The organism is Actinomyces succiniciruminis (assembly GCF_900002405.1).
Lineage (GTDB): Bacteria > Actinomycetota > Actinomycetes > Actinomycetales > Actinomycetaceae > Actinomyces > Actinomyces succiniciruminis.
Genome location: NZ_LK995469.1, coordinates 35,026 through 42,959, shown reverse-complemented (window position 1 = coordinate 42,959; position 7,934 = coordinate 35,026). Strand labels below are relative to the sequence as shown.

At 70.3% G+C, this 7,934-nt stretch carries 5 protein-coding genes; 2 read left to right on the top strand and 3 right to left on the bottom strand.

The features are described 5' to 3' along the window. Positions 1 to 26: 26 nt before the first annotated feature. Positions 27 to 1,199, bottom strand: coding sequence for a non-hydrolyzing UDP-N-acetylglucosamine 2-epimerase (gene wecB, locus BN1056_RS01505; protein ID WP_210578504.1), 1,173 nt, complete (start codon positions 1,197 to 1,199; stop codon positions 27 to 29). A 240-nt stretch (positions 1,200 to 1,439) separates the two neighbouring features. Beyond that, positions 1,440 to 2,189, bottom strand: coding sequence for a DUF6270 domain-containing protein (locus BN1056_RS01500; protein WP_210578500.1), 750 nt, complete (start codon positions 2,187 to 2,189; stop codon positions 1,440 to 1,442). Positions 2,190 to 2,384: 195 nt separating this feature from the next. On the opposite strand from BN1056_RS01500, the gene BN1056_RS01495 reads away from it, so the two are divergent. Next, positions 2,385 to 4,142, top strand: coding sequence for an alpha-isopropylmalate synthase regulatory domain-containing protein (locus BN1056_RS01495; RefSeq protein ID WP_210578498.1), 1,758 nt, complete (start codon positions 2,385 to 2,387; stop codon positions 4,140 to 4,142). A gap of 13 nt (positions 4,143 to 4,155) precedes the next feature. Here BN1056_RS01495 and BN1056_RS01490 read toward each other — a convergent pair whose 3' ends face one another. Next, positions 4,156 to 5,769 (bottom strand): aspartate:alanine exchanger family transporter, encoded by a 1,614-nt coding sequence (locus BN1056_RS01490; protein WP_244671447.1) that lies wholly within the window; start codon positions 5,767 to 5,769, stop codon positions 4,156 to 4,158. A gap of 380 nt (positions 5,770 to 6,149) precedes the next feature. Between BN1056_RS01490 and BN1056_RS01485 the strand changes: the two genes are divergently transcribed. Beyond that, positions 6,150 to 7,931, top strand: a complete 1,782-nt coding sequence (locus BN1056_RS01485) for an acetolactate synthase large subunit (RefSeq protein ID WP_210578494.1) — start codon at positions 6,150 to 6,152, stop codon at positions 7,929 to 7,931. The last annotated feature ends 3 nt before the right edge of the window (positions 7,932 to 7,934 follow it).

Genomic DNA, 7,934 nt, shown 5'->3' with positions numbered 1-7,934 from the left:
GGGGGCGGGGGATGGATTCAGGGGACTCACAGTGATACTGACCTCAGGTGATCGGTGGGGCGTGATGCGGTGGGACGGAAATCGGGCATGCGCTCGCCGGCGTCGAGCAGCGCGGCAATCGCCGCAACCGCCCGTTCGGCGGCGAAGCCGTCGCCGTAGGGGTTGGCGGCGTGGGCCATCTGCGCATACAGGTCGGGGGAATCGATCAGGGCGGAGACCTCCGTAACCAGACGGTCCTCCGCCGTGCCGATCAGGCGGACCGTGCCGGCCTCCAGCCCCTCCGGGCGTTCGGTGTTCTCCCGCATGACCAGCACGGGTTTGCCCAGGCTCGGCGCCTCCTCCTGGATGCCGCCCGAGTCCGTGAGCACGATCTGGGCGGCGTTCATGACGGTGGTGAACTCGCCGTAGGCGAGCGGCTCGGAGACGTACACATTCTCCAGCCCCACCACGTGGGGGAGAACCGCCTCCCGCACGAGCGGATTGCGGTGGGTGGGCAGGACGATCAGGTGGTCGGGGTAACGGGCCGCCAGACGTGCCAGCGCCCGGCCGACGGCATCCATCGCCTCGCCCCAGTTCTCACGCCGGTGCGCCGTCACCAGGATGATCGGGCGGTGGGCGCCGACGGCGTCGCGCAGGCGCGCATTGGCGGGCTGAATGTTATGGGCCCGCGTGTGCAGCAGCGCGTCGATCACCGTGTTGCCGGTGACCACCACCGCGTCCGGGTCTACGCCCTCGCGCAGCAGATTGGCTCGTGCGTGGGGCGTCGGCGCCAGGTGCAGCGCCGCCAGCTGGGAGGTGACTCGCCGGTTGGCCTCTTCCGGGAAGGGGGAGACGAGATCACCCGAGCGCAGGCCCGCCTCCAGGTGCACCACCGGCACCTGGCGGTAGAAGGCCGCCAGCGCGGCGGCGGCGACCGTGGTCGTGTCCCCCTGCACCAGGACGGCGTCCGGTGACACCGTCTCCAGCACCGGGTCTAGGCGGGCGAAGATCTTGGCGGTTAGGGCGTTGAGGTTCTGGCCGGACTCGAAGACGTCGATGTCATGGTCCGGCACCAGGCCGAAGATCTGATTGACCTGCGCCAGCATCTCCCGATGCTGTCCGGTGGATACGAGTGTGGCGTCGAGGGCCGGGTGGTCGAGCAGCCCGCGAATGACCGGAGCCAGTTTGATCGCTTCCGGGCGCGTGCCGTAGACGACCATGACATTCTTTGGCACGGGCACTCCTGACGGGAACTCTGCTGCCAGAGAGGGGATCCCCTGGCAAAGACGTTTCAAAGGTTAGCGTGTGTATGCGCGAGCGGTGTCGGGGTGCCGATGACGCGGCGTTAACGTGACCTTTGGTGGCGTGGCGGGGAGGCATGCCGCCCGCCGCGGGAAGCGAGCGGTGCGCCCTCCACCGGGCGAAGCGGGCGGTGCGGTCCGCGGGGTGGGACCTCGCCGTCAGCGGGACTCGGCGGCGAAGTCGGTGATCCGGTCCGCCAGCCAGGCGTAGGCGGTGTCCTGGTAGTGGAAGGGGGCCGGCCCCCAGGTGTGGTGTGTGCCGGCAAGCGTCAGCTCGTCCGGCAGACGCAGCACGCGCACGCCCGTCACCTCCGCCGCGGCCTGGTAGTAGCGCTGCGAGAACCAGTTCGCCTCCGGCGCGCCCATGCCCCACGACGTCGGGGTGGCGGCGCCGTCCTCATCCTCCAGCGCCCACGCCGTCTGCAGCAGCAGCGTGCGGTCGGCCAGGGCCAGATCGGCCAGCTCCGCGTGCCAGGCCGGCAGCGCCGCCGCCCACCGCTCGAAGTGCTCGTCGGAGCCGAACTCCAGCAGGCGGGCACCCACCAGGGAGTCGTACAGGCCCGCGGTAAGCCCCTCGGTGGTGCGGGTCAGCAGTTCGCCGTCTGGCAGTTCCAGCACGCCCAGGCGTTCGTCGACGATGTCCCACAGCAGCACGTCCGTGTCCGGTGCCGCGGCCGCCAGACGGGAGTGCCGGTCGCCCGCAAGGTCCTCGGCATGCACGCGCTTGACGAAGGGCGAGTCCAGACCATCCAGGTCCAGGGCGTGTGCGGGTGCCTGCGACCCCGCCGACAGCAGGGATTGACGTGCCACATACGCTCCCACCCGCCAGCCCCGGCCATGCAGCACCTCCACCGTGTCACGGCTGACGCACGAGCCGAACACGGACACGGTGCGGCTGTCGTCGGGCATGGGCCACTCCTTTACGTCAGCATGCCAGCGGGCCTGCGGATCAACGCGTAGACGCTACCGGGCTTGCACCGCGCGTGCCACGGATTGACGCCCGCGGGTGAGCACCCTCTCAGAGTGCGGCGACCGCGGGAGCAGACAACGTGTCGGAATGTGACAGACTCTCCGGTGAACAGCCACCGCGGAAGGGGACCGCATATGCCCGCAGGCACGCTCAACGTCGCCGCCTATGACACCACCCTGCGCGACGGGGCCCAGCAGCAGTCCATCGCCTTCACCGTCGCCGACAAGCTGGCCGTCGCCCGGCTGCTGGACAACCTCGGGGTGGCCTTCATCGAAGCCGGGTGGCCCGGCGCCATCCCCAAGGACACCGAGTTCTTCGCCCGCGCCCGCACCGAACTGGAGCTGCAGACCGCCCGGCTGGTCGCCTTCGGCTCCACCTGCAAGGCGGGCGTGTCCGCCGCCGACGACCCGCAGGTGCAGGCCCTATTGGACTCCGGCGCGCCCGTGGTCACGGTGGTAGCCAAGTCCGATCCGGTGCACGTCGAGCGGGCCCTGCGCACCAGCCTGGGGGAGAACCTGCGCATGGTGCGGGACACGGTCACGGTCCTGGCCGCGGCCGGCCGCGAGGTCATGGTCGATCTGGAGCACTTCTTCGACGGCATCGACCACGCCGAGGCGCGGGCGGCCGGTTCCTCCTCCGCGTCCTCCGTGACCGGTTCGGCGGAAGGCGCCGCGGGCGGCGAGGCCACGGGCGTCGTCGGCGAGCCGGACCTGCCATACCCGATCGCCGTCGCCCTCGCCGCGGCGCGCTCCGGCGCCGCCGCCGTCATCCCCTGCGACACCAATGGCGGCACCCTGCCCAATCGCGTCGGCGAGCGGGTGACCCGCCTGCGGGAGGCACTGCACCGGGCCGGGTACGACGACTGCACCATCGGTATCCACACCCACGACGACGCCGGCGTCGCCGTCGCCGGAGCGCTGGCCGCCGTCGAGGCCGGCGCCCGCCAGGTGCAGGGCTGCGTCAACGGGCTGGGCGAGCGCACCGGCAACGCCAACCTGCTCACCCTCATCGCCGATCTGGAGCTGAAGACCGACTTTGCGGTACTGCCCGGCGACCCCGCCGAGCGCGCCCGCCGCCTGGCCGAACTGTCCGCCGTCTCCCGGCACGTCGGCGAGATCGTCAATCGGCCCCCGTCGAGCCGCCTGCCGTATGTGGGCGCGAAGGCCTTCGCCCACAAGGCCGGGCTGCACGCCTCCGCGATCCGCGTGGATCCGAACCTGTACCAGCACATTGATCCCGAGCGCGTGGGCAACACCATGACCATGCTGGTCTCGGAGATGGCCGGGCGCGCCTCGATCGAACTCAAGGCCCGTGAGTTCGGCATCGACACCGCCGGCGACCGGGAGCTGCTCACCCGGGTGACCGAGACCGTCAAGGCGCGCGAGGCCGCCGGCTACACCTATGACGCCGCCGACGGCTCCTTCGAGCTGCTGCTGCGCACCGCCCGCGGCGACCTGCCGGAGTACTTCCGGGTGGAGTCCTGGCGCGCCTCCATCCAGGCCCGCCCCCTGCCCGGGCAGCGGCTGCTGTCCACCGAGGGCGACACCGTCACCGAGACCGAGGCCACCGTGCGCCTGTGGGCCGGCGGGCGGCGCTTCGCGGTCCTGGGGGAGGGCAACGGGCCCGTCAACGCCCTGGACCACGCGCTGTGCGCGGCACTGGAGCAGGTCTACCCCGAGACCGCCGACTTCGAGCTGACCGACTACAAGGTGCGCATCCTGGACACCGAGCGCGGTACCCGCTCGGTGGTGCGCGTGCTCATCGACATCACCGACGGGGAGGAGACCTGGTCGACCGTCGGCGTGGGCACGGACGTGGTCGAGGCCTCTTGGGAGGCGCTGACCGACGGCCACATCGTGGGCCTGCTGCGCCGCGGCGTTGAGCCGCGGTAGGCGCAGCGTCGGCTCACAACCCGCCCAGGAACTGGGCGATGAAGATCTTCACGATCATGGCCACCGGGTAGACCATCGCGTAGCCGAGCGCCACGCGCGGGTCGGAGCCGGTGCGCTCGTTGGCGAAGGCCAGCACCGCGGGCTGCGTCTGCAGGCCGCCGAGCAGACCGGACAGGCGCGTGCCGCCCATCTTCACGATCCAGCGCATGGACGCGTACATTCCGAAGCCCACGATCGTGGTGATCACGAAGCCGGTGATCAGGATCTTCCACCAGTCGCCGCCGGTGAAGGCATTGGCGATCTGGCCGCCTGCGCGCGTACCGGCCTGCGCCAGGAAGATCAGCAGGCCCAGCTCGGAGAGCACCGCCGTCGCCGTGAACGGCATGGCCGTGACGAAGCCCTTGATGCGGCCGATGCGGCCGAAGATCAGGCCAATGATGAGCGTGCCCGCGGCGGAGCCGATGGAGAAGGTGGAGCCGCCCGGCAGCGGGATCGCCCACTCACCGATGATGATGCCGACGGCCATGCCCAGCCCCATCGCCACCGGGTTGATGGAGGAAAGGCCGTGGGCGGAGTCACCGAAGAACTTGGACAGCTCGGCCATGCGGCCGGTCGGCGCTACGACGCGCACGCGGTCGCCCTGCTGGAGCACCAGGTCGGGGGTGCCCACCATGTCCACGTCGCCGCGGCGCACGCGGGAGATGGTGGCGCCGAACTTGTGGTCGATGTCGAGGTCGCTCAGGGCGTGCCCGGCCAGCTTCGGGTCGGAGACGGTGATGCGGCGGAAGTCGAGGTAGCGGCGGTCCTCGATCAGGGAGTGGGAGGAGGAGTGGCCGATTTCCGCGATGACCTGGTTGACGGCGTCCTGCGTGCCGACGACGGTGATCAGGTCGTCCTTGTAGATCCGGTCGGTGGGGGTCGGCCGGGTGATGGGGCCGGTCTCGCCGCGGCGCAGGCGGGAGAACTTCATCTCCCCGCTCACGCGTTCGGCGATGTCGCCCAGCTGCGGGGCGTCGTCGCGCTCCACGCGCACCGTGCGGTTGATCAGGGGGGAGGGGGCGTCCTTGTCGGAGCGGCGGTAGCGCAGCGCGAGCAGGCAGAAGAACAGCATGCCGATGACGCCGTACAGGTAGGCGACGGCGTAGCCGACCGTGGCGATCGCCATGCCGTCGGCGTTGCCGGCCGCGGTGGCGGCCCCGCCGGCGGCGGCCAGGGCGGGCGTGTTGGTCAGTGCACCGGCGAAGGCGCCGGCGATCATGGCGGAGCTCATCCCCAGGGCGCGCCCCACGGCCAGGCCGGCCCCGGCGCCGACCACCAGCACCACCAGCATGATGGCCAGTGGCCCGGCGGCCGTGCGCAGCACGTGGAAGAAGTTCGGGCCGGACTGGATGCCGATCGCGAAGGTGAAGATCGCCAGCCCCAGCGTGCCGATCTGGGCGGGCACCTCAATGGTGATGCCCTCGGCGGTGCCCCAGGCGGCCAGGACGATCCCGGCGAAGAGGACGGCCGCCGCCCCCAGGCTGACGCCACCGACCCTGATGTGTCCGACCAGCATGCCGATGCCGATTAGCAGGAATAGGACCAGAACCGGGTTCTCGGCCAAGGCATTGAGTAGTCCGGTGACCACGTGCTGATGCCGCCTTCCTCTTGCACGGGCCGACGGCGTTGCCCACACCGTGGCCGCATAGCTGCGTATTTGACGGCAGTATTCTGGCATCCCGCTTTAGCTCATCGGGCGGACCAAAGACCGCGCCGGCGCGAGACGTCTGACATATGTGGCCGTATACAGCAATATGCGGCGGCTGCCCCACCGCCGGCTGTCCGCCGCCCCGTCGTCGTCGGGCACTCCGTGCGCCCGCGCCCGCGGCACGTGATTCCAATATGTGAGACAACGGACGGTGAAATCGACGTTGCGGCGCGCGGCATCATACGGTTCCACCTGAGTCGGCCCCGGCCGACCGGGCAAGTTACCCAAGCACGCTGAGCTCACGGATAGGAGGGCGGACGATGGTTCGTGACAGTGGTTCCCCGGACCAGAACCAACAGATGACAGGTGCCCAGGCGCTCGTGCGTTCCCTGGAGGAGATCGGCGTTACCGACATCTTCGGCATGCCCGGCGGCGCGATCCTGCCCTTCTACGATCCGCTGCTGGCCAGCGAGAAGATCCGCCACGTGCTGGTGCGCCACGAGCAGGGCGCCGGTCACGCCGCCGAGGGTTACGCCATGGCCACCGGGAGGGTCGGCGTATGCGTGGCCACCTCCGGCCCCGGCGCCACCAACCTGGTCACCGCCATCGGCGACGCCCACATGGACTCCGTGCCCATGGTCGCCATCACCGGCCAGGTCGGCTCCACCGCGATCGGTACCGACGCCTTCCAGGAGGCGGACATCGTCGGCTCCACCATGCCGTTCGTCAAGCACTCCTTCCTGGTGACCTCCCCCGACGAGGTCCCCAGCCGCGTCGCTGAGGCCTTCCACCTGGCCTCTACCGGCCGCCCCGGCCCGGTGCTCATCGACTTCACCAAGGACGCCCAGGTCGGCGAGACCGAGTTCCACTGGCCGCCGCGTATGGACCTGCCCGGTTACAGCCTGCCCGGCAAGCCCAACCAGCGGCGCATTGCCCAGGCCGCCGAGGCCATCGCCTCCGCCGAGCGCCCCGTCTTCTACCTTGGCGGCGGCCTGAGCCGCGCCGGCGTGCCGGTCGAGCAGTTGAACGAGCTGGTCGAGCTGGTCGGCGCCCCCTTCACGACGACGCTGACCGCCCTGGACGTGCTGCCCACCGACCACCCGTTGAACCTGGGCATGCCCGGTATGCACGGCACCGTCGCCGCCGTCGGCGCCCTGCAACGCGCCGACCTGATCATCACGCTGGGGGCCCGCTTCGACGACCGCGTCACCGGTAAGCCGGACACCTTCGCCCGCCATGCCGCCGTCATCCACGTGGACATCGACCCTGCCGAGATCTCCAAGATCCGCACCGCCGACATCCCCATCGTGGGCGACCTGAAGGACGTGGTGCCGGCCCTGACCGCGGCCTGCCGCGAGCAGTTCGCCGTCGAGCCGCGCGCCGAGATCGACCAGTGGCTCACCGAGGTCGCGCACATCCGCGTCACCTACCCCACCGACTGGACCGACACCGACGACGGGCTGCTCCAGCCCCAGGAGGTCATCACCCACCTGGACAAGGCGGCGGACAAGGACACCATCTGGGTGACCGGCGTCGGCCAGCACCAGATGTGGGCGGCCCACTACCTGCACTTCAACCAGCCCCGCTCCTGGCTCACCTCCGCCGGCGCCGGCACCATGGGCTACGGCGTGCCCGCCGCCATGGGCGCGAAGGAGGCCTGCCCGGACCGCCCGGTCTGGTTGATCGACGGCGACGGCTGCTTCCAGATGACCAACCAGGAACTGGCCACCTGCACGCTCAACAACATCCCCATCAAGGTGGCGATCATCAACAACTCGTCCCTGGGCATGGTGCGCCAGTGGCAGAACCTGTTCTACGGGGAGCGCTACTCCAACACCGACCTGCACACCGGCGCCGGCACCGAGCACATCCCCGACTTCGCCAAGCTCGCCGAGGCCTACGGCGCCGTCGGTCTGCGCTGCGAACGGCTCGAGGACGTCGACGACGTGATCGCCCAGGCCAACGCCATCAACGACCGCCCGGTCGTCATCGACTTCATCGTGTCAGCCGACGCCCAGGTATGGCCCATGGTCGCGGCGGGCGTGTCCAACGACGAAATCCAGCACGCGCGCGGGATGAGCCCCGTGTGGGAGGAGGAGTGAGAC

Excerpts from the sequence above, each read along its gene's own strand:
- wecB (WP_210578504.1), bottom strand. The coding sequence starts at position 1,199 with ATGGTCGTCTACGGCACGCGCCCGGAAGCGATCAAACTGGCTCCGGTC.
- BN1056_RS01500 (WP_210578500.1), bottom strand. The coding sequence starts at position 2,189 with ATGCCCGACGACAGCCGCACCGTGTCCGTGTTCGGCTCGTGCGTCAGC.
- BN1056_RS01495 (WP_210578498.1), top strand. The coding sequence starts at position 2,385 with ATGCCCGCAGGCACGCTCAACGTCGCCGCCTATGACACCACCCTGCGC.
- BN1056_RS01485 (WP_210578494.1), top strand. The coding sequence starts at position 6,150 with ATGGTTCGTGACAGTGGTTCCCCGGACCAGAACCAACAGATGACAGGT.